Below are 24,846 nucleotides of genomic sequence, written 5' to 3'. Positions count from 1 at the left end.
TTATTCCTTAGTTGTCTCAACTTCGACACTTAATTTGTCTGCTGATTGATGATCATCATCATCTTCCGTATCACGCATTTCAATTTCTGTATCGTCGCTAGACATCATTTTAACGTCCATACCTAAGCTTTGTAGTTCTTTAATCAATACTTTAAATGACTCTGGAACACCTGGTTCTGGAACATTTTCGCCTTTAACAATCGCTTCGTATGTCTTAACGCGGCCGACAACATCATCAGACTTCACAGTTAAGATTTCTTGAAGAGTATAAGCAGCACCATAAGCTTCAAGTGCCCAAACCTCCATCTCACCGAAACGTTGTCCACCGAATTGTGCTTTACCTCCAAGAGGTTGTTGCGTTACAAGTGAGTATGGTCCAGTAGAACGAGCATGAAGTTTATCGTCAACCATGTGCGCAAGTTTGATCATATACATGACACCAACAGATACGCGGTTGTCGAATGGCTCACCAGTACGTCCATCATATAGGATCGTTTTTGCGTCATTCGCCATACCAGCTTCCTCGATTGTACCCCATACATCTTCCTCGCGAGCACCATCGAATACTGGTGTTGCAACGTGAATACCAAGGTATCTTGCTGCCATACCAAGATGAAGCTCTAATACCTGACCGATATTCATACGAGATGGTACCCCTAATGGGTTTAACATGATATCGATTGGCGTACCGTCTGGTAAGTACGGCATATCTTCTTCCGGTAAAATACGGGAGATAACACCTTTGTTACCGTGACGACCGGCCATCTTGTCACCTTCAGAAATTTTACGCTTTTGAACGATATATGCACGTACAAGTTGATTTACACCTGGTGGCAACTCGTCGCCATCTTCACGGTTAAACACTTTTACGTCTAAGATAATACCGCCACCACCGTGTGGTACACGTAGTGATGTATCACGTACTTCACGTGCTTTTTCTCCAAAGATAGCGTGTAATAGACGTTCTTCAGCTGTTAATTCTGTTACACCTTTAGGTGTTACTTTACCAACAAGTAAGTCTCCATCTTTTACTTCAGCACCAACGCGAATGATACCGCGCTCGTCAAGGTTGCGTAATGCATCTTCCCCAACGTTTGGAATGTCACGTGTAATTTCTTCTGGTCCAAGCTTCGTATCACGAGCTTCTGACTCATATTCTTCAATATGAATAGAAGTGTACACATCATCTTTTACAAGGCGCTCACTCATGATAATCGCATCCTCGTAGTTATAACCGTCCCATGTCATGAAGCCAACAAGCACGTTACGTCCAAGTGCTAGTTCACCTAATTCCATAGAAGGACCATCCGCAAGGATTTCACCTTTTACAACTTGATCTCCAACACTTACGATTGGACGTTGGTTGTAACAAGTTCCTTGGTTAGAACGAATGAATTTCAACATTTTGTAGCGATCTAAATCGCCTTTTACTTTTTGACCGTCAACTTCTACATAACGGCGTACCCAAACTTCACGTGCTTCTACGCGTTCAACAACACCAGGGTGTTTACAGATTACTGCAGCACCTGAGTCTTTTGCTGATACGTACTCCATACCTGTACCTACAATTGGAGATTCCGGATTCATTAACGGAACCGCCTGACGTTGCATGTTCGCACCCATAAGTGCACGGTTGGAGTCGTCGTTTTCTAAGAACGGAATACAAGCTGTCGCTGCCGACACTACTTGTTTTGGAGATACATCCATGTAGTCGATGCGCTCTCTATTTGTGACAATGTTTTCACCACGGAAACGAGCTACGATATCTTCATCGAGGAATTCCCCTTCTTCAGATAATTTCATATTCGCTTGGGCTACAACATAATTATCTTCTTCATCTGCTGTTAAGTAATCAACATGGCCTGTTACACGACCAGTTTCTGGATCAACACGACGGTATGGTGTTTCAATGAAACCAAACTCATTTACTTTCGCGAACGAAGATAGTGAGTTGATCAAACCGATGTTTGGTCCCTCTGGTGTTTCAATTGGACACATACGACCATAGTGAGAGTAGTGAACGTCACGTACTTCAAAACCTGCACGCTCACGCGTTAAACCACCAGGTCCTAGTGCAGATAGTCTTCGTTTGTGCGTTAACTCTGCTAATGGGTTTGTTTGGTCCATGAACTGAGATAACTGAGAACTTCCGAAGAACTCTTTAATAGATGCAATAACCGGACGAATGTTAATTAATGCTTGCGGTGTAATTGCATTTGTATCTTGAATCGACATTCTCTCACGAACAACACGTTCCATACGAGAAAGACCGATACGGAATTGGTTTTGTAATAACTCTCCTACAGAGCGCAGACGACGATTTCCTAAATGGTCAATATCATCTGTATCCCCTACTTTGTATAGTAAGTTAAAGAAGTAGCTAATAGAAGCAAGGATATCACCTGGCGTGATGTGTTTTACGTCACGAGTGATGTTTGCATTCCCAATTACATTGATAGAACGTTCACCGTCTGACTCTGGAGCATAAATCTTAATAGATTGCAGCTCAACATCGCCTTCTACCACTCCACCCATTGGTTTCGCTGTCTTGAATCCAATGTTTTTCTCTAAGTAAGGTAAAATGCGATCTAGTGTACGACGGTCTAAGACTGTTCCTTCTGCCGCTAAAATCTCTCCAGTTTCTGGATCTACTAACGTTTCAGCTAAGCGTTGGTTAAACAATCTGTTTTTAATGTGTAATTTTTTGTTGATCTTGTAGCGACCTACATTTGCTAAATCGTAGCGCTTTGGATCAAAGAAGCGAGAAACAAGCAAGCTTTTCGCGTTTTCTACTGTTGGTGGTTCACCTGGGCGTAGACGCTCATAAATTTCAAGCAATGCTTTTTCTGTGCTATCTGTGTTGTCTTTTTCTAGCGTATTGCTTAAGTATTCGTTATCACCTAAAAGCTCGGTGATTTCTTGATCAGAGCCAAACCCTAATGCGCGTAACAAAACAGTTACAGGAAGTTTACGAGTACGGTCAATACGTACATATACAACATCCTTAGCATCTGTTTCATACTCTAACCAAGCTCCGCGGTTTGGAATTACAGTAGCAGTAAAACCACGTTTTCCGTTTTTATCCACTTTGCCACTATAGTATACGCTTGGAGAGCGGACTAACTGGGAAACGATAACACGTTCTGCACCGTTAATTACGAATGTTCCTGTCTCTGTCATGAGTGGGAAATCTCCCATGAACACATCCTGTTCTTTTACTTCACCAGTTTCCTTATTGATTAGACGAACTTTCACACGAAGTGGTGCTGCATACGTCACATCACGCTCTTTACATTCTTCTACAGAGTATTTAGGTTCACCTAAGCTGTAGTCGATAAATTCAAGCGATAGATTTCCCGTAAAGTCTTCAATCGGAGAAATGTCTTGGAACATTTCTCGCAAACCCTCATCAAGAAACCACTGATAAGAAGAGGTTTGAATTTCGATAAGATTTGGTAACTCTAATACTTCACTAATACGGGCATAACTTCTTCGTTGGCGGTGGCGTCCGTATTGAACTAGTTGACCTGTCAACTGCTTCACCCCTCAAATCATGAGTATTATAAATGCACAAAAAAATTGTGCAAAATCACAAATAAATACAGCTAACGCTAGTAGCGTAGCTTTTCCTCTCGAAGATAGATACGTTGAGTCTTTCTACCTGCTCAAAAAAGAAAAATGGCTTCTATAAGAAAACCATCATTCTGTTTCATAATCTGCTGATTTTACTATCTTTTCCAAGAGAAACAAAAATATACATCTTTCTCAACGCAGAAAATCATATATTGGCATTGTATAATGTTAACATAGCCAAAAATAACCGTCAACGTTTTTTTGATTTTATGATATAATATCCTTTTTTCTTTTCTACAACCTCAACTTCAGAAAATGATTCTTCTAGTTTTTTAAGCGCAGATGGTGCACCTTGTTTCTTTTGAATAACAACCCAAAGCTCCCCACCCGGCACTAGATGATCCACAGCTTTTTCTAAAATTTCATGCACAATATGTTTACCAGCGCGAATTGGAGGATTAGATAGAATAGCAGCATACTTGCCATCTACATTTTCATAGACGCTACTTTGAAAAATGCGGACATTATCAATTTTGTTATTAGCAGCATTTTCTTTTGCAAGTCCAAGTGCCCTTTCGTTCACATCCACCATGTGAACACTACGCTCTTGAAACTCTTTTGCCAACGACAAACCGATTGGACCGTATCCACATCCCACGTCTAATACATCACCTTTAATATCTGGCATTTGAAACGCTTCAATTAAAAGACGAGAACCAAAGTCCACCTCGTTTTTCGAAAACACCCCATGGTCAGATAAAAAAGCAAATTGAGATCCTCGCAATGTATATTCCCATCGTTTACGATCACTTTTACTCGAAGGGTCATTAGAAAAATAATGGTCTGCCATATGGCCACCCCTTTTCTTTACAGTTAAAAAAAAAGCCCGCATAAGAGCGAGCTTTTTTAGAGCTTCAAAAGTTAATTACTTAACTTCTACAGCAGCGCCAACTTCTTCAAGTTTAGCTTTCATTTCTTCAGCTTCTTCTTTAGAAGCGCCTTCTTTGATTGCTTTTGGAGTGTTGTCAACTAGTTCTTTAGCTTCTTTTAAGCCAAGGCCAGTGATTTCACGAACAACTTTGATAACTTTGATTTTTTGTGCTCCAGCACTTTCAAGTACTACGTCAAATTCAGTTTTCTCAGCAGCAGCTTCACCAGCGCCACCAACAACAGCTACAGGAGCAGCAGCAGTTACGCCGAATTCTTCCTCGATAGCTTTTACTAAGTCGTTAAGTTCTAATACAGTCATAGATTTAACTGCTTCAATGATTTGTTCTTTAGTCATTGTAAATATCCTCCCTTAAATAGGTTTGTATTGTTTTATCGATAACACGTAATTATCTTTTAAAAAATTAAGCGCCTTGCTCTTCCTTTTGATCTGCAACTGCTTTAGTAGCAAGTGCAAGGTTACGGATTGGAGCTTGAAGAACGCTAAGAAGCATAGAAAGTAAGCCTTCACGTGATGGAAGAGTAGCGATAGCTTTAACCTCATCAAGTGTTACAAGTTTACCTTCGATTACGCCCGCTTTAATTTCTAAAGCTTCATGATCTTTAGCGAAGTCGTTTAATACTTTCGCAGGAGCAACTACATCCTCGTTACTGAACGCGATTGCGTTTGGTCCTGTTAAGAATTCGTTTAACTCAGCCATTTCAACAGATTCTGCAGCACGACGAGTTAAAGAGTTTTTGTAAACTTTGAACTCAACGCCAGCTTCACGTAAGTTTTTACGTAATTCAGTTGCTTCAGATACTGTTAAACCACGGTAGTCAACAACGATTGTAGATTTACTTTCGCGAAGTTTTTCAGCGATTTCAGTTACAACTTGTTGTTTAGTTTCGATTGCTTTGCTCATGTTATTACACCTCCTGTAGATTATATAGAAGATGTACCGAAAGTGCACTAAAAAACCTCCATGCCCAGTTGTAGACATGGAGGCATATAGTCACAGAAAAGAATTCCGCTTCGTATATTAACACCTAGGTAGGAAATTAAGCCAAATTGGCCCCTACTGTCTACGGTACACTATTTAAATTCACAACATAAATGATTATATTAAAACTTCTTTATGAAGTCAACTTCCAATTTTTACGCGATTGTAGAAACGTCTACACGTACGCCAGGTCCCATTGTAGAAGCAACAGTTACGTTCTTCATGTAAGTACCTTTTGCAGCAGCTGGTTTAACTTTTAATAGCGTGTCAGCAATTGTTTTGAAGTTTTCTACTAGTTTAGCATCTTCGAAAGATACTTTACCGATTGGAACGTGGATGTTACCAGCTTTATCAACGCGGTATTCAACTTTACCAGCTTTGATTTCGTTAACAGCTTTTGTTACATCGAAAGTAACTGTTCCAGTTTTAGGGTTTGGCATTAAACCTTTAGGTCCTAATACGCGACCAAGTTTACCAACTTCACCCATCATGTCAGGAGTTGCTACTACTACATCGAAATCGAACCAACCTTGTTGGATTTTACCGATGTAATCAGTATCGCCTACGAAGTCAGCGCCAGCAGCTTCAGCTTCTTTTGCTTTTTCGCCTTTAGCGAATACTAATACACGTTGTACTTTACCAGTACCGTGTGGAAGAACAACTGCACCACGAATTTGTTGGTCAGCTTTCTTAGGATCAACACCTAAACGGAATGCAGCTTCTACAGTTGCATCAAATTTAGCTGTGTTTGTTTTCTTTACTAATTCTACTGCTTCTGTTGCAGAGTAAGCAGTTGCACGATCAACAAGCTTTGCAGCTTCTACGTACTTTTTACCTCTTTTAGCCATGTTTATTTCCTCCTTGAATGTGGTTTTAGCGGAATAACCTCCCACGTTTACGCCTTCATTCCGGGAAATCCCGAGGATGTGCGCCCATCCATTTATTTAAAAACGATACTCATTTACGATAATAAAGGTTGCGAATTGGAATTCCAGACCCGCAACCTTTTTTACAAAAAAACAAATCGAATTAGTCTTCGATAACGATACCCATACTGCGCGCAGTACCTTCAACCATACGCATTGCAGCTTCTACGCTAGCAGCGTTTAGGTCAGGCATTTTAGTTTCAGCGATTTCGCGTACTTTATCACGCTTAACAGTTGCCACTTTATTACGGTTTGGTTCACCAGAACCAGACTCGATACCAGCTACTTTCTTAAGAAGAACAGCAGCAGGAGGAGTTTTAGTAATGAAAGTGAATGAACGGTCTTCGAATACCGTAATTTCAACAGGAATGATAAGACCAGCTTGATCTGCTGTACGAGCGTTGAACTCTTTACAGAAGCCCATGATGTTAACACCCGCTTGTCCTAATGCTGGACCAACTGGTGGAGCTGGGTTAGCTTTACCTGCAGGAATTTGAAGTTTTACCATTTTAATTACCTTTTTAGCCACGAGACACACCTCCTTAAGTCCGTGATGTGGTCAATTGGGCAGTGATTTGCCCTCCCACTTCATAATTTTATCTGTAACGATAAAATCTTTTTTCAAAAAACGTCTCCGTTACCGAAGACGTACTGACTTAAAAGATATTATCACTTTTTACAATTCATTTCAAGTTTCATTTTATAATTTTTCAATTTGGTGGAAATCCAGCTCGACCGGTGTTTCACGACCAAACATATCTACAAGCACTCTTATCTTTTGTTTTTCCATGTCAATCTCTTCGATTGCACCTGTATAGTTCGCGAATGGCCCTTCATTTACACGTACTGTTTCATGAAGTTCAAAGTCAAAATCAACCACTTCATTGTCCATTCCCATATGTTTCATAATGGTAACAACTTCCTCCTCTAATAAAGGAGATGGTTTTGATCCTGATCCAGAAGATCCAACAAAACCTGTTACGCCCGGTGTATTACGAACAACATACCAAGAATCATCAGTCATAATTAGTTCCACTAATACATAACCTGGAAATACTTTTCTTTTTGTTAATTTTTCTTTTCCGTTTTTCATTTCTACTTCTACTTCTTCTGGAACAACAACACGGAAAATTTTATCTTGCATTCCCATTGATTCTACACGTTTCTCTAGGTTTGCTTTTACTTTATTTTCATATCCAGAATAAGTATGGACAACATACCAACTTTTTTCCATTCATTTAGGACGAGCGTCCTTCCCTCCCTGACGTACATTTTTTTGTGCAAATGAAAAAACCCGTTCATCGGGCTTTTACACAGTTCGTATAAATAACATTATATCATGGATAAGTGCTTCTTATTCAAGAATTAACCAAGAATTAACCGAATTAAAGAAGAAATACCCATGTCAACTACCGCGAAGAAAACTGCAAAAAACACAACTGTCGCAATAACAGTAGCTGTCGAACGGAGTAATTCATCTTTCTTAGGCCAACTTACTTTTTTCATTTCGCGACCTACATCGCCGAAAAAGTTCGTCAAACGCATTTACGGGACCTCCAGTGTATTGTTTCAATTATTTATTTTGTTTCCTTATGAACTGTATGCATATTGCATGTTTTACAAAATTTCTTTATCTCAAGTCGCTCTACTGAGCTCGTATCTTTCATTGTGGAGTAGTTTCGATTCTTACACTCTTCACATGAGAGTACAACTTTTTTTCTCATTTGTTACACCAACCTTGTAACATTATGTCCCTAAAAATGTATCATACAATAAAAGACAATGTCAATGACATGCCACTTACTACATTACAAAAAGAAAGCAGGAGAATCACCTTCTCCCCTGCGACACATACTATGAGTTTAAAGTTGTATTTTCTCTCATTTCCATATATCGTTCTAGCTTCCTTTTTACACGCTGCAAGGCATTATCAATAGACTTTACATGCCTGTTTAACTGCTCTGAGATCTCTTGATAAGAACGTCCATCTAAATATAAAGAAAGGACTTTTCTTTCTAAATCGCTTAATAATTCAGATATTTTTAGTTCTATGTCGGTATATTCTTCCTGACTAATAATCATCTCTTCAGGATCAGTCACCTTTGCTTCTGAAATAACATCTAATAGCGTACGATCAGATTCCTCATCGTAAATCGGTTTGTCTAAAGAAACATACGAATTTAAAGGAATATGTTTTTGTCTCGTTGCTGTCTTAATAGCAGTAATAATTTGACGAGTAATACATAATTCAGCGAATGCTTTAAAAGAAGATAGCTTGTCCTCTTTATAATCACGAATGGCTTTAAATAATCCAATCATACCTTCTTGAACAATATCTTCCCGATCGGCACCTACTAAAAAATACGATCTTGATTTTGCGCGAACAAAGTTCTTGTACTTGTGAATTAAATATTCAAGAGCATCAATATTACCTTTTCGAACTAACTCAACTATTGCCTCATCCTCTAAATCGCGAAACGTAACGTTGTTGGTACTTACGAAGCCTGTTTCCACTTTTATCCCTCCGACCGCTATTTATTTAGAAATATTATACAGTAAGCGCCTGAAGAGCGTCAATGCTTCAACGCTCTCCTCGCCTTAATTTTTCTAATTTTTCTGTAATATCTTTGCTAAATATCGTTCGCATAGCTGGTTGCTTCTCTTTTACCTCTTGCGTTTGATGGCGCACTTGTTGTTCCATGGCCTGCACTTCTATTTCTAGTTCACGGGCTGACTTCCTAAGCGCTCCTTGCGCAAAAATAACCCACTGTTCCGTATAATCAGAAGTCGCAACATAAATTTGTGTATTAATATTACGAAGTTCAATCGCGAGCTGTTCAATTTTTTCATCCGCGGTTTGATTCTTTCTTGTGAAAATAACTTCAACACGTGATTGCTTCATTTTCTTTTCAATACCTTGAACTGTATAAGCGTCAAATACAATCATTACTCTTGTTCCTGTGTAACCTTGATAATCCGCCATTTTATCAATTAGCGCGTCCCTTGATGCCTGTAAATCTACATCCCTTAATTTTTTCAAGTCTCTCCAAGCCCCAATAATGTTATAACCATCAACGATTAAGATATCATTCATTTTCACTCACCAATTTGGTGGCGTTTACGATATACCTCATACATTAACAGACTTGCAGCTACTGAAGCATTTAAGGATGTAACTTTACCAACCATTGGCAAGTTGATTAAGAAATCACATTTTTCACCAATAATACGGCTCATACCTTTTCCTTCACTACCGATTACTAATCCAATCGGCATATTACCATCTAAATTACGATAATCTGTTTTCCCTCTTGCATCTGTACCCGCAATCCAAAGACCGCGCTCTTTTAAATCATCAATTGTTCGAGATAAGTTTGTCACACGAGCAACAGGAATATATTCAATTGCCCCTGTTGAAGCTTTTGCAACTGATGCTGTAAGCCCAACAGCTCTTCTTTTCGGAATAATAATCCCATGTGCGCCTGTTGCATCTGCCGTACGCATAATAGAACCTAAGTTATGCGGGTCTTCAATTTCATCTAGAATTAAGAAGAACGGATCTTCATTCCGTTTAGCTGCTGCTTCAAATAAATCCTCTAATTCTGCATATTGATAGGCCGCTACCTGTGCAATAACCCCTTGGTGATTCCCTTCAACAAGTTGGTCTAATTTCTTCTTTGGTGCATGTTGTAAAATAATTTTATTTTCTTTCGCTAACGCTAATACAATTTGTACTTGTCCTTTAGCTGCACCTTCTGCAATCCAGATTTTATTAATATCTCTTCCTGATCGTAACGCTTCAATTACAGGGTTACGTCCGATAATATATTCACTACTCATATTGATGCGCCCCCTTCCTTCGCTTCTAAAACATCAATTGCTTTATATACAAGTTCCTCTAATCTGTCGCTATTGTTCAATAAATAATGATAACCAAGCAATGCCTCAAAAGCAGTACTATAGCGATATGTTTGCACATCCGTATTTTTAGGAACAGAACCCGAATTCGCATTACGTCCTCTTCTTAAGACTGCTTCTTCTTCCTCTGTCAAAAATGCTGTTTCTAGTAAATGATAAACAACTTTCGCTTGTGCTTTCGCCGAAACAAAGCTTGTCCCTAAACGATGTAATTGGTTAGGACGAACCGTTCCTTTTTGAAGAAGGTGATAGCGGATATATTGTTCATATACCGCATCACCCATATATGCTAACGCTAAGCTGTTTAATTGCTTTGCATCAATCATGCTTATCCTCTTTTCCATCTTGTACCTTGGGCGGTATCTTCTAAAATAATATTACGCTCTTTTAAATCATCACGAATTTGATCAGACAGTGCAAAGTCGCGGTTTTTACGAGCCTCAATACGTTTTTGAATTAATGCCTCAATCTCTTCGTCAAGCAACTCTTCTTTTGTTAACTCTAATCCCAAAATACCAAATAACGTTCCAAACTGTTTTACATACGCCTCAATTACAGCTTTTGATGTATGTTCTTCCAATAGATATTGATTTGCATGGTTTGCTAAATTATATAACTCAGTTATTGCATTTGCTGTATTGAAATCATCGTTCATCGCTTCTTCAAATGCTAACTGGAATTTCTCTATTTCAGCTAACCATTTTTCATTATGGTCTGTTAAATCTGTGCTACTTTCCATACGGTGCTTTAAGTTACCATAAGCTGTTTTAATGCGCTCTAATCCATTATTTGTACTCTGTAATAACTCTTCACTAAAGTTGATTGGATGACGATAATGTACAGATAACATAAAGAAACGAATTAACTGCGGGTCATATTCCTTAATAATGTCATGAACTAAAATGAAGTTCCCTAATGATTTAGACATTTTCTCATTGTTAATATTAATATATCCATTATGCATCCAGTAACGTGCAAATGTTTTTCCAGTTAATGCTTCTGATTGTGCAATCTCATTTTCATGGTGAGGGAATGCTAAATCTTGCCCACCAGCATGAATATCAATTGTATCACCTAAATATTTACGCGCCATTGCAGAGCATTCAATGTGCCATCCTGGACGACCTTTGCCCCAAGGGCTCTCCCAGAAGATTTCTCCTTCTTTCGCTGCCTTCCATAAGGCAAAATCAAGCGGATCTTGTTTCTTTTCCCCAACTTCAATACGTGCACCATGGCGCAGGTCTGCAATTGGCTGATGTGATAATTTACCGTAACCTTCAAATTCCTTTGTTTTGTAATAAACATCGCCTTCAGACTCATATGCATATCCTTTTTTCACAAGTTCCTCAATAAACTCAATAATGATATCCATATTTTCTGTTACACGAGGATGAACCGTAGCGCGCTTGCAACCTAATGCAGTTACATCTTCAAAGTACGCTTCAACAAAGCGATCTGCAATTGTCGGAACATCTTCTCCTAATTCATTTGCTGCTTTAATTAACTTATCGTCTACATCCGTAAAATTGGAAACATACTGCACTTCATAGCCTTTATACTCCAGGTAGCGACGTACTGTATCAAATACCATAGGCGGTCTTGCGTTTCCGATATGAATATAGTTGTATACTGTCGGTCCGCATACATACATCTTCACTTTATTTTCTTCTAAAGGAACAAACTCCTCTTTCTCACGTGTTAACGTATTATAAATGTGAATAGTCATTTTCATCCTTCCTTTCCACTTTTACTCCCAGTTGCTTTTTTAATTTCTCAAGTTCAGCTTCCATCACTTTTAATTTATCAAAAATTGGATCTGGCAGATCTGAATGGTTCAATTCCTGACCTATCTTTACTCCATTTTGAATTACGACTCGACCAGGTATACCTACAACTGTCGAATGCGCAGGAACTTCTTTCAATACAACAGATCCTGCACCAATTTTAGAATTCTCCCCAACTGTAATGGATCCGAGTACTTTTGCGCCAGTCGCAATAAGTACGTTATCTTGGATTGTTGGATGCCTTTTTCCTTTTTCTTTCCCTGTACCACCTAATGTAACTCCTTGATAAATTGTTACATTGTCTCCGATTTCACACGTCTCCCCAATAACAACCCCCATACCATGATCAATAAAAAAACGACGACCAATTGTGGCTCCCGGATGAATCTCAATACCGGTAAAGAAACGACTAACTTGTGAAATCCAACGTGCAATAAAGAAAAAATCCCGTTTATAAAAGGCATGTGCAATTCGGTGTGCCCAAACTGCATGTAATCCAGAGTAAGTTAAAATGACCTCGAAATAACTTCGCGCCGCTGGATCTTGTTCAAAAACGACTTCAATATCTTCTCGAAGCCTCTTAAACATCGATGTCCCCTCCCCTTTATGGGCTACTTTTCTGAGTGAACTGATTTACCTCGCTATTCGCGGACAATCCTACTTCCACCTCAACATTTAACAACAACAAAAGAGTTAATTTAGAGATAGACCATCCGTAAAGGTCCGATTAGTGAACGTTCATAATTAGTGAGAAATAAAGAAAATAACCACCAATTAAAATCTTATTTGTTACCTAGGCTTTATCCATCTGTACAAAAACTTATACCCTCACCTTATTTACATGGTATAAAAAAAGACGCCTCTGTCAAATTGACAGAGACGCCTTATAAGCGCGGTTCCACTCTGTTTAGGCCTAAATACAGCCTCAAACTCATCATGATAACGGTTTATACCGCTTCTGCTTACTTTGCGTCTTATGACGTTCCCCGAAACTCTTCGTTGTTCAGCAGAAGACTCGAAGGGGCATTTCAAAAACCCGCTTATAAACCACTTCCAGCCAAAAGGTGGTTCTCTCTGTAAAAAGCCTGATTTTTTACTTCTCCTTCTCGTCGCTTTCCTTTATTAGATTTTAAAGTATTCTTATTATATTTCTAAATTCGCTAAATGTTAACCAATTACTTTACGAATACGATTTAAAACTTTTTCTTTTCCAAGAAGTGCAATTGCATTTGGCAGTTCTGGTCCATGTGTTTGGCCAGTAGTTGCCACACGAATTGGCATAAATAAGTTTTTCCCTTTATGACCCGTTTCTTTTTGAACAGCTTTAATTGCTTTCTTAATTGCTGCTGGCTCCACTTCTTCTAAAGCTTCTAATCCTGCTGCAAATGCGCGAAGTACTTCAGGTACTTGTTCACCTTTCAATACTTCTTGTCCCTCTTCTTCATAATCTACATGATCTTTAAAGAACATGTCAGAAAGCTCTACAATTTCAGCTCCAAAGCTCATTTGTTCATGGTATAAAGCAATTACATCACGAACCCAAGCTTGTTCTTGTTCACTTAAGTTTTCACTTACACGACCAGCTTTCACTAAATGCGGTAAGCTTAATGCGACAACAGCATCTAGATCTTGCTTTTTCATATATTGGTTGTTCATCCATTTAAGTTTTTGAGAATCGAATAATGCAGGTGATTTTGATAAACGAGCTGCATCAAACATTTCAATAAATTCATCTTTAGAGAAGATTTCTTCTTCACCAACTGGTGACCAACCTAGTAATGCGATAAAGTTAAAGATTGCTTCTGGAAGATATCCAAGCTCTTTATATTGCTCAATAAATTGAATAATAGATTCATCGCGTTTACTTAATTTTTTACGACTCTCATTTACGATTAATGTCATATGACCAAACTGCGGGATATTCCATCCAAATGCTTCATAAATCATCATTTGTTTCGGCGTGTTAGAAATATGATCATCACCACGAAGAACATGTGTAATCTCCATTAAATGATCGTCTACTGCTACCGCAAAGTTATAAGTTGGAATACCATCTTTTTTCACAATAACAAAATCACCAAAGTCATTTGAGTGGAAAGCAACTTCATCTTTTACGATATCCTTAAATGTGTAGTCGCGGTCAGCTGGTACACGGAAACGAATACTTGGAATGCGGCCTTCTGCTTCAAATTGCTTGATTTGTTCTTCCGTTAAATCACGGTGATTACCAGCATAACGAGGTGTTTCACCACGAGCGATTTGTCCTTCACGCTCTGCTTCTAACTCTTCTTCTGTCATATAACATTTATAAGCTAAACCACGCTCTAGTAAATCTTCATATAACTTTTTATAAATACCTAAACGTTCTGTTTGACGATATGGTCCATATTCGCCACCAACATCAACACCTTCATCCCAGTCCATGCCGAGCCATTTCAAGTATTTTAATTGGCTTTCTTCACCACCAGCAACGTTACGTTTTACATCAGTATCTTCAATACGAATAATAAACTTACCATCTTGATGACGAGCAAATAAATAATTAAATAATGCCGTACGCGCATTTCCGATATGTAAGTGTCCTGTTGGACTTGGCGCATAGCGCACTCTCACTTGCTTTTCCATAATTGGTACACCTTCCATTCTTAATGTCAACACATTCTATAATTGTACACCAAAAAAATATGATTATCCATCTTGCGAATCAAAAACAACTATTTTTTCTGTAATAATACAACGGCTTGAGAAGCAATCCCTTCTTCTCTCCCTGTAAATCCTAATTTTTCAGTGGTTGTCGCCTTCACATTCACATTGTCTATAGAAGTTTCTAATAGTTCACTAATACGCTTACGCATACTTTCAATATGTGGGGCCATTTTTGGCTTCTGCGCAATAATTGTACAATCTAAATTACCTAATTCATATCCTTGGTTACGTACAAACTCCCAAACTTTTTGCAATAACACAGCTGAATCTGCATCTTTAAAGGCAGGATCTGTATCTGGAAAATGTTTTCCGATGTCGCCTGCAGCAATCGCTCCTAAACATGCATCAGCAATTGTATGTAAAAGTACATCTGCATCTGAGTGACCTAATAAACCTTTCTCATATGGAATCGTAATTCCACCGATAATTAACGGTCTACCTTCTGCAAATTCGTGTACATCAAAACCTTGTCCAATTCGAAACATTTTATATCCTCCTTAAGCTAAACTACTGCGACTCATGACCTTATGTCGATGAATCTATTAAGAAAAGCTCGGTAATTACCGAGCTTTTCTTAATATTATACTATCACTATTGTTCCTTCTGAACACGCAGGAAACTTTCAGCAATTAATAAATCTTCTGGTGTTGTCACTTTAATATTGTAATAACTACCCTCTACTACGCCTACTTCTTTTCCTATACGTTCTACAAGACTTGCGTCATCTGTACCGAGGAAGCACCCTTGCTTCGCACTCCTATGCGCCTCTAGTAAAAGAGGAACCGAAAACCCTTGTGGTGTTTGTACCGCTCTTAATTGAGAACGTTCAACTGTTTCAACAACCGTATTCTGTTCTACTTTTTTTACCGTATCTTTAACAGGCACTGCACAAATAGAAGCACCCTTCTGCTTCGCTGTAGTTAATACGGCACGAATCATTTTATTCGTTACAAATGGACGTGCCCCATCGTGTACAAGAACGTAATCAACATCCTTCACATGTTGAACAGCGTTATACACGCTATCTTGTCTTTCAGCTCCGCCCTGAATAAACTGCACATCCTTCAGAATATGATACTTCCGTATTAACTCTTCAAAATAAGGGCGTTCTTCTTTATTAATTGCTATAACGATATTTTTACATGCTTTATCTTTTTCAAAGGCGCGTAATGTATGCACAATAATAGGAACTTCATTAATAAGTAAAAATAATTTATTTTTACCAGCACCCATTCGCTTCCCTTGGCCTGCAGCCGGAATAATTAATGTATACATGCTAATAATCCTCTACTTATAATGCTTTTTCTAATAACTTACGCTTTGCAAAAATCATGCGACCAGCAGATGTTTGTAGTACACTCGTAACGAGTACATCAAGTTGTGAACCAACATATTCTCTACCGTCTTCTACTACAATCATCGTACCATCATCTAAATAAGCAACACCTTGATTTTGTTCTTTTCCATCTTTGACAACATAAACACTTAGTTCTTCACCAGGGAGCACAACCGGTTTAATCGCATTTGCTAAATCATTGATGTTCAGAACCGTTACTCCTTGTAGTTCAGAAACCTTATTTAAGTTAAAATCATTCGTGACAACAGTACCACCAGTTATTTTTGCTAATTTCACAAGCTTGCTGTCCACTTCTTGAATGTCTTCGAAATCGCCTTCATAAATCTCTACCGGAATTGGCATCTCTTTTTGAATACGGTTTAAAATATCTAATCCTCTACGTCCTCTATTACGCTTTAATGCATCCGAAGAATCAGCAATATGCTGCAACTCTTCTAATACAAACTGAGGAATCACAATTGTTCCTTCTAGAAACTTTGTTTGACAAATATCAGCAATACGTCCATCAATAATTACGCTAGTATCAAGAATTTTCCAATGAGCTGAAGATTTTTCTACTCCTGTTTCTGTTTCAACCTCTTCATTCTCGCTATTGTTATTTTTCTTCTTACCGCCTCGTTGTGGTAATGTAAATAACCCTAGCAATTCGTTTCTCTTTTTAAATCCTACTTGGAATCCTAAGTAACCAAGTAAAAGTGTAAAGAAGATTTGTAATACAGTGCTAATGACTGGAATTGTAAATTCACGAATTGGTATCAAAATTAAATATGCAACAATAAGACCCGAAATTAATCCTAGCGTACCAAATAATACATCTGTTACAGGTGCCTTTACAAGGGCTTCTTCAATATGTTTAATAAGCTGAACAATATAATCTACGAGCCAAAATGTTGTTAAGAATAAAATAATTGCACCAATAATTGCACGAACATATGAACCTTCAAGTAAAGGAATCGCTCCAATGTCCAATACATTAATAACTTTCGGGATTAAATAAATCCCTAATGCTCCCCCGATTACTAAAAAGAAGAGCTGTACGATCCGTTTTAACATCCAACCACCTCCTACTCATTATTAACCATTGTTTTGCTAATCAAAACGCCGAATGCAAAAGCGGACGTGTCTCTTTTCATAAATTGTTTTATTTACCAATATATCATATCATATACCAAAAATGCGCTAGTGTCGTTATATTATGAAATCAATGTAATATTCTTAATTGTGTCTACTCATATATAAATGCTCTTGGATTCGTTTTAAACCTTCTCGTATTTTTTTCGCCCGAACTTCTCCAATTCCTTCTACATCATCTAAATCGTTAATACTCGCACGACAAACACCTTGCAATGTTTTAAATCGATTAATTAAGTTTTCAATAATAAGAGGAGGTACCCTAGAAATTTTACTTGTAATCCTATATCCTCTTGGTGTAACACTTTCCTCTAAGCTCATTTGCCCTGGGTAACCAAGCAATTTCACTAAATCACTATCTTCTAAAAGTTGTGTATTGGCAAGTTCCTGCAATTTTTTCAAAATTTGATAGTGATCCTGTGTCTTCTCTTGATAGTAATCTTTAATTAATAATGCTGCCTCTGCTTCCAAATCTGCCAATAGCTCAGTAAGTTGTAACCGAATAAGTCTACCTTCCGTCCCTAATTCATGAATATAACTTAGGATTTCATTTTTAATACGAAGGACCATCTCGACACTATGTAAGACATGGACCACTTCAGACATCGTAACAACTTCCTCAAACTCTAGAATACCCAAATTCGTAATACCATCATTCCATACTGCCTTATATTTTTCTAAAGTTTGAATCGCTTGATTTGCCTTTGTCAAAATAACACCTATGTCTTTTAAGGTATAACGTAAACTTCCCTGATATAGCGTAATTACGTTGCGTCTTTGTGAAATAGCCACAACAAGACTCCCCGTTTGCTTCGCTACACGCTCTGCTGTACGATGGCGCATTCCTGTTTCAATGGAATCAATAGATGACTCGGGAACCAATTGTGCATTTGCAATTAAAATTTTACTACCCGTCTCATTTAAAATAAGAGCTCCATCCATTTTTGCTAGTTCGTATAAACTAGCAGGAGAGAATGCGCAATTAATATGAAATCCTCCATCAACAATGCTTTTAATCTGATCGTTATATCCAAGGACAATTAAGCCACCTGTTTGCGCGCGAAGTACATTGTCTATTCCTTCTCGCAAAGGTGTCCCTGGTGCAACAAGCTGTAAAATATTAATCATACTTTTGACACGTTGCTTGTTTTCTTCCATAGCCTAGCCTCCTAATGTCAAACGAAGCGCCTCTCCTAAATTAGAGACACCGACTACTTCAATCCCGTCAGGAATTGTCCAACCCCCTAAATTTTTTCGCGGGATAATGGCGCGCTGAAATCCTAATTTAGCCGCTTCTTGTACTCGTTGTTCAATTCTCGATACCCTTCTTACTTCTCCAGTTAACCCAACTTCTCCTATTACAGCATCGGTTGGTGCCGTGGACTTATCTCGAAAACTCGATGCAATACTTAAAGCAACCGCCAAATCAATTGCTGGTTCATCCAATCGTAATCCTCCAGCAACCTTTAAATAAGCATCTTGGTTTTGTAATAATAAGCCTGCTCTTTTTTCTAATACTGCCATAATAAGCGATACCCGATTATGATCAATCCCTGTAGCCATCCTTCTTGGATTGCCAAAGCTAGTAGGAGAAATTAACGCTTGGATTTCTACTAAAACTGGTCTCGTTCCTTCCATAGAAGCAACAACCGTAGAACCAGCAACTCCAACAGGTCTCTCTTCTAGAAATATCTCAGAAGGATTTAATACTTCCGCAAGACCTAATTCTTTCATTTCAAATATACCCATTTCATTCGTAGAACCAAAACGATTTTTAACTGCCCGTAAAATACGGTATGTATGATGACGGTCTCCCTCAAAATAAAGAACAGCATCCACCATATGTTCTAACATACGTGGTCCTGCAATTGCGCCTTCTTTCGTTACATGTCCTACGATAAAAATTGGAACCCCTTTCGTTTTTGCAAGCTTCATCAGTTCTGCTGTACATTCACGTACTTGCGAAACACTTCCTGGAGCTGAAGTTACTTCTGGTAAATAAATTGTTTGAATGGAATCAATGACAACAAAGGAAGGATTCATTTCATCAATATGTGCCGCAATTCTCTGTAAATCTGTCTCCGAAACAACAAATAAATTACTCCCGTTTACATGTAGACGATCTGCACGAAGTTTAATTTGTTTTGCCGATTCTTCACCAGATATATACAATACATCATACGAAGAATCTGCTAATTGCGATGATATTTGTAGTAATAATGTTGATTTTCCAATTCCAGGGTCCCCCCCAATAAGTACGAGGGATCCATCAACAATTCCTCCACCGAGTACACGATTAAATTCTTGAAATTTTGTTTCAATCCGTGCCTCTGATTTTGTTTCCACTTCTGTAAGGCGCCTTGGCTTGGTTACTTCCGTTTGAATCGCATTTGCATAATTAATACGTCTTGATGATACAACTTGTTCCATCTCTTCAACAAGCGTATTCCATTGCCCGCATCCAGGACACTTCCCCATATATTTTGGTGACTGATAACCACATTCTTGACATGTAAATTTCGTTTTCTTTTTAGCCATTTTATTTTTTACTTCACTTCACTTTCATATGTAAACATGTATCCTTCTTGTACAAGAAAGAGGGCTATGATTTAGCCCTCTTCGTTTGTCTATACTTATTTTACCTTTTCTGCACTGCGAATGACAAATGATTCTCCTTCAGCATCAAAGACAACTTTTTGACCTTTCTCAATTGCTCCTTTTAGAAGCTCTTCTGATAATCGATCTTCCACATGTTTTTGAATTGCTCGGCGAAGTGGACGAGCACCATACTCACGATCAAACCCTTTATCAGCAATTGCTTCAATCGCTTTGCTTGTTAACTCTAATTCAATCTCTTGTTCTTTTAATCGATTCACTAGTTGATTAACCATAAGCGTTACAATCTCTTGAATATGTTTTTTCTCAAGCATATGGAATACAATAATTTCATCAATACGGTTTAAGAATTCTGGACGAAATGCTTTTTTCAATTCATCCATTACTTTACCCTTCATATCCGAGTAATCACGGCCTTCATCTTGTACGTTAAAGCCAAGATGTTTATTGCGTTTTAGCGCTTCCGCACCAACGTTAGACGTCATGATAACAATTGTATTACGGAAATCAACTGTACGCCCTTTAGAATCTGTTAACCGTCCGTCTTCTAGTACTTGCAGCAAAATGTTAAATACATCTGGATGAGCTTTTTCTACTTCATCTAATAGAACAACAGAATATGGTTTACGGCGAACCTTTTCAGTCAATTGGCCACCTTCTTCATATCCAACATATCCTGGAGGAGATCCCACTAAGCGAGAGGTAGAATGCTTCTCCATATACTCAGACATATCAATTCGAATCATTGCATCTTCATCACCGAACATAGATTCCGCTAACGCTCTTGCTAATTCTGTTTTACCTACACCAGTCGGTCCTAAGAAAATAAATGAACCAATTGGACGTTTTGGATCTTTTAAACCTGCTCGTGCACGGCGTACCGCTTTCGCTACAGCAACAACAGCTTCGTCTTGGCCAATTACTCGGTCATGTAAAATAGATTCCAGATTCAATAATTTATTTGTTTCTGTTTGTGCAAGCTTAGAAACCGGAATACGCGTCCACGTAGAAACAACATTCGCAATGTCTTCTACTGTTACTTCTGAGTTTTCTTTTCCTTGCTGCTCTTTCCACTGACGTTTTGTATCTTCTAATTTTTCACGTAAACGTTGTTCCATATCACGTAAAGAAGCTGCCTTTTCAAACTCTTGGCTCTGTACAGCTGCATCCTTTTCTTTTCTAATTTCTTCAAGTTTCACTTCAAGTTCTTTTAAATTTGGTGGTGTTGTATAAGAACGTAAGCGCACTTTTGAAGCAGCTTCATCAATTAAGTCAATTGCTTTATCAGGTAAGAAACGGTCTGTAATATAACGATCCGAAAGTTTTACAGCTGCATCAATTGCATCATCTGTAATAGAAACACGGTGATGTGCTTCATAACGATCACGTAGTCCTTTTAAAATTTGAATCGATTCTTCTAAGCTCGGTTCGTCAACGTGAATTGGTTGGAAACGTCTTTCTAATGCTGCATCTTTTTCAATGTATTTACGATACTCATCTAATGTTGTTGCTCCAATACATTGTAATTCACCACGCGCTAATGACGGCTTCAAAATATTAGATGCGTCAATCGCACCTTCTGCACCACCTGCACCAATTAATGTATGAAGTTCATCGATAAACAAGATAATATTGCCCGCTTGTCGAATTTCATCCATTACTTTCTTTAAGCGATCTTCAAATTCACCACGATACTTTGTACCAGCAACAACTGTACCCATATCTAATGTCATAACACGCTTATCCCTTAATGTTTCTGGAACTTCATTATTTACAATTTGCTGTGCTAAGCCCTCAGCAATTGCTGTTTTACCTACTCCAGGTTCTCCAATTAATACTGGGTTATTCTTAGTTCTGCGGCTCAACACTTCAATAACACGTTGAATCTCTTTACTACGGCCAATAACAGGATCTAAGCGTCCTTCACGTGCAACAACTGTCAAATCTCGCGCTAAACTATCAAGTGTTGGTGTATTTGCATTGGCTGATGCACCACCTTGATGGCCTGATGTAGCTTCATTACTTCCAAGGAGCTGCAATACTTGTTGTCTTGCTTTATTTAAACTTACACCTAAATTATTTAAAACACGCGCTGCAACACCTTCTCCTTCACGGATTAATCCTAGTAAAATGTGTTCCGTTCCGACATAAGAATGACCAAGCTTACGAGCCTCATCCATCGATAACTCAATTACTTTTTTTGCACGTGGCGTATAATGAACAGTTTGAGACATCTCTGTTCCACGACCAATTAATCCCTCTACCTCTTTTTGTACCTTCTCTGGACTTAATCCAAGGGCAATTAGCGCTTTAGCTGCAATTCCTTCTCCTTCGCGTACAAGCCCAAGTAAAATATGTTCTGTCCCAATATTATTATGTCCAATGCGAATTGCCTCTTCTTGAGATAAAGCTAATACTTTTTGTGCTCGTTCTGTAAATCTTCCAAACATCATAGAAATCGCCTCCTACTTGCGCTCAATTTTGTTCAATTCGTAATCGTTCACGGATTAATGTTGCTCTTCGATAATCTCTTTCTTCGGGGCTTAAAGGACCGCCCGCATATTGCTGTAAAATTCCTGGCTGAGTTAATACCATCAACTCTGTTAAAATATTTCTTGATATATTTTTTATATAACCAAGATCAATACCTAGCCGCATATCTGACAAACAATTAGCTGCCTCTGCCGATTGAATTAATCGACTATTAGCCAATACACCATAAGAACGATATACGCGGTCTTCAAGTTCAATACTTGAATTTTCCTTAATCAATTCTCGAGCTACTTTCTCTTGTTGTATAAGTTGATGAACGACACTCTCTAAATCTGCTATAATATCTTCTTCTGATTTTCCAAGTGTCATTTGATTAGAAACTTGAAATATATTACCTAAGGCTTCGCTACCTTCACCGTATATTCCTCTTACGACTAAACCTAATTGTTGAATTGCTTGTATAATACGATTTATCCGTTTCGTTAAAACAAGCGCTGGTAAATGTAACATCACGGAAGCGCGTAATCCTGTTCCAACATTTGTAGGGCAACTCGTAATATAGCCAAGCGATTCATCAAAAGCATATTCAACTGCTTCTTCAATCCAAGTATCCATTTTATGTGCACTTTGCAGTGCCTCTGATAATTGCAATCCCGAGAACAAACATTGAATGCGCACATGATCTTCTTCATTAAGCATTACACTTATATGTTCGTTTTCTGATAGTAGACAAGCTCCAAATTCTGTTCCAGCAAGATTAGGACTAATTAAATGCTTTTCTACTAAAACCCTTCGCTGAAGCGTTTTTAGTTCATTCATTTTTAATAGTTCAAAATGCCCAAAGGCCTTCACTTTCTGATTTACAAACTTCTTTTGAAATAAATTCGTAATCTGCTTAGCTTCTTCATCCGTTTGCATAATAGGGAAATGGTAATCTTTTAAATTACGAGCCAAACGAATGCGACTACTTAAAACAATATCAGAATCAGGGCCATCTCCCCTCATCCACGGGCTAATTGCTTCATTCATAATACGATCCAGCGACATAGAATTATTCCCCCTCTCTATGCCCACTAAGCTGATTTTCAATACTTCGAATTTGATCACGCGTTTCGGCTGCTTTTTCAAATTCTTCTTTTTGTACATATTGCTTTAACTTTAGTTTTAGTTCATCTAATTCTTTCTTTAGATGAATATTTCCTCCCATGCGCTCCGGAATTTTTCCACGATGTTGTGTATGGCCACCATGAAGCCTCTTCAACATTGGTTTTAATTGTTCCTTAAACGTCTCATAACAAGAAGCACATCCAAAGCGACCCACTTTTGCAAATTGGTTATATGTCATATTACAAGTTGGACATCGCAACACCCTTGTATCCGAAAAGCCACCTTCTTGATTTTCAAACATTGATGGTTCTCCATGTAACAATCCAGCTAATAAGTCATGAAAGGAAAAACTAGATTGTGGTGATTGAAAGAAAGACGTATAGCCATTTTGCTCTGCACATTGCTCACAAAGATGAACTTCCGTCTTTTGTCCGTTTATCACTTTTGTATAATGTAAAGCTGCTGGTCTTATATTACAAATTTGACAAGTCATCTTATATCCCCACCTTTACAACAGGAACGATCTACCTCATGATACTTTTTATACATCACTAGATTATTTTATTTACTTAATCTTGTCTGTAAAAAGTCCCACTATAAAATGAATTACCGCTAAAAATATTTCTTAACAAAAGCTGTATTTATTTATATTTCAGTGTTCTTAACATTGCGCATAATATTCGAGCCCTAAGTTCATCTCGAGAGGGTAAATCCATTAATAATACAGATCGATCTAATACGCTCAGCATAAGTTTTGCTTCTCGATTTGTTACAATATCTTCTTCCACTAATCGTATAATAATACTCTCCGCATTTCCTTGCGTAATACTATGCTCAATCATATGAAGCATTTGATCAATAATGTCTATATCGTCATGCAATTTGACTTTGATAATGCGAATGTAACCTCCTCCGCCCCGTTTACTTTCCACTACAAATCCTCTTTCTAACGTAAAACGAGTATTGATTACATAATTAATTTGAGACGGAACACAATCAAATCGGTCCGCAACCTCATTTCTCTTAATCTCAATCACATTATTATTGCTTAAGTCAATAACTTGCTTTAGATATTGCTCAATGATATCAGATATATTTCTCATTTATCCGCCACCTTTATTGACTTTGACTATCTTTGACTTTAATTATATACGTATTAAAGAAATTTGCAACTCTTTTGCTTCTTCACTATCCTAGCCAAAATTTTTGCCCTTTAATCATGGGGTGCATATTTTATGAAATAGAATTTAATATAAAATAAAAAAATATACAAAAAAGACGAGTCAAAATGACTCGTCTTAATA

At 38.0% G+C, this 24,846-nt stretch carries 25 protein-coding genes and 2 other annotated features; all 25 genes read right to left on the bottom strand.

The genetic code is table 11. The features are described 5' to 3' along the window. Positions 1–3,534: a DNA-directed RNA polymerase subunit beta gene (gene rpoB, locus HRG09_RS21160; RefSeq protein WP_174102817.1), complete on the bottom strand. Its 3,534-nt coding sequence runs from the start codon at positions 3,532–3,534 to the stop codon at positions 1–3. Positions 3,535–3,823: 289 nt separating this feature from the next. Then, a complete protein-coding gene (locus HRG09_RS21155; RefSeq protein WP_174102816.1) occupies positions 3,824–4,423 on the bottom strand; it encodes a class I SAM-dependent methyltransferase in 600 nt (199 codons plus the stop codon). Positions 4,424–4,498: 75 nt separating this feature from the next. Then, complete coding sequence (rplL, locus tag HRG09_RS21150) at positions 4,499–4,858, bottom strand: 50S ribosomal protein L7/L12 (RefSeq protein WP_006093113.1); 360 nt, start codon at positions 4,856–4,858, stop codon at positions 4,499–4,501. A gap of 67 nt (positions 4,859–4,925) precedes the next feature. Next, complete coding sequence (gene rplJ / locus HRG09_RS21145; RefSeq protein ID WP_097898942.1) at positions 4,926–5,426, bottom strand: 50S ribosomal protein L10; 501 nt, start codon at positions 5,424–5,426, stop codon at positions 4,926–4,928. A 40-nt stretch (positions 5,427–5,466) separates the two neighbouring features. Further along, positions 5,467–5,610: a sequence feature (ribosomal protein L10 leader region), on the bottom strand. A gap of 49 nt (positions 5,611–5,659) precedes the next feature. Beyond that, complete coding sequence (gene rplA, locus HRG09_RS21140; RefSeq protein ID WP_174102815.1) at positions 5,660–6,352, bottom strand: 50S ribosomal protein L1; 693 nt, start codon at positions 6,350–6,352, stop codon at positions 5,660–5,662. A gap of 181 nt (positions 6,353–6,533) precedes the next feature. After that, entirely contained in the window at positions 6,534–6,959 is a 426-nt protein-coding gene (gene rplK, locus HRG09_RS21135; RefSeq protein WP_001085872.1) for a 50S ribosomal protein L11, read from the bottom strand. A gap of 171 nt (positions 6,960–7,130) precedes the next feature. Beyond that, positions 7,131–7,664 carry a transcription termination/antitermination protein NusG gene (nusG, locus tag HRG09_RS21130; RefSeq protein ID WP_174102814.1) on the bottom strand — a complete coding sequence of 178 codons (534 nt, stop codon included), beginning with the start codon at positions 7,662–7,664 and terminating at the stop codon, positions 7,131–7,133. A gap of 131 nt (positions 7,665–7,795) precedes the next feature. After that, on the bottom strand, positions 7,796–7,975 hold the full coding sequence (gene secE / locus HRG09_RS21125; RefSeq protein ID WP_003194325.1) for a preprotein translocase subunit SecE: 180 nt from the start codon (positions 7,973–7,975) through the stop codon (positions 7,796–7,798). 32 nt (positions 7,976–8,007) lie between these two features. Beyond that, the gene (gene rpmG / locus HRG09_RS21120) at positions 8,008–8,154 is read right to left on the bottom strand and encodes a 50S ribosomal protein L33 (RefSeq protein WP_002055487.1); all 147 of its coding nucleotides are present in this window, start codon (positions 8,152–8,154) and stop codon (positions 8,008–8,010) included. A gap of 130 nt (positions 8,155–8,284) precedes the next feature. Beyond that, positions 8,285–8,944, bottom strand: a complete 660-nt coding sequence (locus HRG09_RS21115) for an RNA polymerase factor sigma-70 (RefSeq protein WP_003194323.1) — start codon at positions 8,942–8,944, stop codon at positions 8,285–8,287. Positions 8,945–9,011: 67 nt separating this feature from the next. Then, complete coding sequence (locus HRG09_RS21110; protein ID WP_017150116.1) at positions 9,012–9,524, bottom strand: NYN domain-containing protein; 513 nt, start codon at positions 9,522–9,524, stop codon at positions 9,012–9,014. A 2-nt stretch (positions 9,525–9,526) separates the two neighbouring features. Continuing rightward, complete coding sequence (gene rlmB, locus HRG09_RS21105; RefSeq protein ID WP_026593154.1) at positions 9,527–10,270, bottom strand: 23S rRNA (guanosine(2251)-2'-O)-methyltransferase RlmB; 744 nt, start codon at positions 10,268–10,270, stop codon at positions 9,527–9,529. Continuing rightward, the gene (locus HRG09_RS21100) at positions 10,267–10,674 is read right to left on the bottom strand and encodes a Mini-ribonuclease 3 (RefSeq protein ID WP_174102813.1); all 408 of its coding nucleotides are present in this window, start codon (positions 10,672–10,674) and stop codon (positions 10,267–10,269) included. Before HRG09_RS21100 ends, rlmB begins: the two co-directional genes overlap by 4 nt. 2 nt (positions 10,675–10,676) lie before the next feature. Further along, positions 10,677–12,074 (bottom strand): cysteine--tRNA ligase, encoded by a 1,398-nt coding sequence (cysS, locus tag HRG09_RS21095; protein WP_174102812.1) that lies wholly within the window; start codon positions 12,072–12,074, stop codon positions 10,677–10,679. After that, entirely contained in the window at positions 12,055–12,720 is a 666-nt protein-coding gene (gene cysE / locus HRG09_RS21090; RefSeq protein WP_174102811.1) for a serine O-acetyltransferase, read from the bottom strand. Before cysE ends, cysS begins: the two co-directional genes overlap by 20 nt. Before the next feature lie 284 nt (positions 12,721–13,004). Then, positions 13,005–13,251, bottom strand: a binding site (T-box leader). 48 nt (positions 13,252–13,299) lie between these two features. Continuing rightward, a complete protein-coding gene (gltX, locus tag HRG09_RS21085; protein WP_174102810.1) occupies positions 13,300–14,757 on the bottom strand; it encodes a glutamate--tRNA ligase in 1,458 nt (485 codons plus the stop codon). A gap of 89 nt (positions 14,758–14,846) precedes the next feature. Next, complete coding sequence (gene ispF / locus HRG09_RS21080) at positions 14,847–15,323, bottom strand: 2-C-methyl-D-erythritol 2,4-cyclodiphosphate synthase (protein WP_174102809.1); 477 nt, start codon at positions 15,321–15,323, stop codon at positions 14,847–14,849. Positions 15,324–15,429: 106 nt separating this feature from the next. Then, positions 15,430–16,113, bottom strand: a complete 684-nt coding sequence (gene ispD / locus HRG09_RS21075) for a 2-C-methyl-D-erythritol 4-phosphate cytidylyltransferase (protein WP_174102808.1) — start codon at positions 16,111–16,113, stop codon at positions 15,430–15,432. Between the two features lie 16 nt (positions 16,114–16,129). Continuing rightward, complete coding sequence (locus tag HRG09_RS21070) at positions 16,130–17,248, bottom strand: PIN/TRAM domain-containing protein (protein ID WP_174102807.1); 1,119 nt, start codon at positions 17,246–17,248, stop codon at positions 16,130–16,132. A gap of 162 nt (positions 17,249–17,410) precedes the next feature. After that, positions 17,411–18,484, bottom strand: coding sequence for a DNA integrity scanning diadenylate cyclase DisA (disA, locus tag HRG09_RS21065; protein ID WP_174102806.1), 1,074 nt, complete (start codon positions 18,482–18,484; stop codon positions 17,411–17,413). Between the two features lie 3 nt (positions 18,485–18,487). Continuing rightward, positions 18,488–19,864: a DNA repair protein RadA gene (gene radA, locus HRG09_RS21060; protein ID WP_174102805.1), complete on the bottom strand. Its 1,377-nt coding sequence runs from the start codon at positions 19,862–19,864 to the stop codon at positions 18,488–18,490. A gap of 95 nt (positions 19,865–19,959) precedes the next feature. Next, a complete protein-coding gene (clpC, locus tag HRG09_RS21055; RefSeq protein WP_174102804.1) occupies positions 19,960–22,395 on the bottom strand; it encodes an ATP-dependent protease ATP-binding subunit ClpC in 2,436 nt (811 codons plus the stop codon). 22 nt (positions 22,396–22,417) lie between these two features. After that, on the bottom strand, positions 22,418–23,482 hold the full coding sequence (gene mcsB / locus HRG09_RS21050; RefSeq protein ID WP_174102803.1) for a protein-arginine kinase McsB: 1,065 nt from the start codon (positions 23,480–23,482) through the stop codon (positions 22,418–22,420). Positions 23,483–23,486: 4 nt separating this feature from the next. Next, positions 23,487–24,035, bottom strand: a complete 549-nt coding sequence (gene mcsA / locus HRG09_RS21045) for a protein-arginine kinase activator protein McsA (protein WP_174102802.1) — start codon at positions 24,033–24,035, stop codon at positions 23,487–23,489. A gap of 148 nt (positions 24,036–24,183) precedes the next feature. Continuing rightward, the gene (locus tag HRG09_RS21040) at positions 24,184–24,645 is read right to left on the bottom strand and encodes a CtsR family transcriptional regulator (protein WP_174102801.1); all 462 of its coding nucleotides are present in this window, start codon (positions 24,643–24,645) and stop codon (positions 24,184–24,186) included. Positions 24,646–24,846: the final 201 nt, after the last annotated feature.

Origin of the sequence: Bacillus sp. Xin1 (assembly GCF_013314535.1) — a bacterium.
Taxonomy (GTDB): domain Bacteria; phylum Bacillota; class Bacilli; order Bacillales; family Bacillaceae_G; genus Bacillus_A.
The sequence above is the reverse complement of the archived record's forward strand: the minus strand, read 5'-3'. Positions and strand labels throughout refer to the sequence as shown.